Raw genomic sequence first — 696 nt, 5'->3', positions numbered from 1 at the left:
ATCAACCGCACCGCCAGCAGCGAGTGGCCCCCGAGCGCAAAGAAGCTGTCGTGCCGGCCCACACATTCGACACCCAATAGCTCGGCCCAGATCGACGCCAGCGTCGTCTCGAGCTCGCCTTGCGGCGCTTCATACGCTTGATGCGCCAGCGAGTCGTCATCCGGTGCGGGCAGCACACGCCGATCAAGCTTGCCGTTGGACGTCAAGGGCCACGCATCGAGTCGCACAAACGCGCTGGGCACCATATACTCAGGCAGCCTCGCCGCCACCTGCGCGCGCAGCGTGCTCGCTAACGCGTCATAGGGATCGGCCACCACATACGCGACCAGCCGTTTATCCTGACCTTCGCCCAACGCCAGCACCACCGCATCACGCACCTGCGGGTGCGCCGTTAAGCACGCTTCGATCTCACCCGGTTCAATCCGAAAGCCGCGGATCTTCACTTGCTCATCGTTACGGCCCAAGAACTCCAGATTGCCGTCCGGTCGATAACGCGCCACATCCCCGGTCTTATACAGCCGCGCACCCGCGTCCTCTGAGAACGGATCCGGCACAAAGCGCTCAGCGGTTAACGCCGGGCGGTTCAGGTAGCCACGCGCGACGCCTGCGCCACCGATGTACAGTTCACCGACCGCACCTAGCGGCACTGGCTGGCCGTGCGCATCGAGCAGATAAATCTTCAGGTCTGGGATCCGT

Annotated in this window: 1 protein-coding gene; it reads right to left on the bottom strand. The window is 63.6% G+C overall.

The genetic code is table 11. The features are described 5' to 3' along the window. Window positions 1–696: phosphopantetheine-binding protein (locus tag KQH55_RS15545; protein ID WP_235091598.1), on the bottom strand; the 696-nt coding region annotated here is incomplete at both ends.

This window comes from Mycetohabitans sp. B3 (assembly GCF_021498065.1).
Classification (GTDB): domain Bacteria; phylum Pseudomonadota; class Gammaproteobacteria; order Burkholderiales; family Burkholderiaceae; genus Mycetohabitans.
This window is presented reverse-complemented; position numbering and strand designations above follow the sequence as displayed.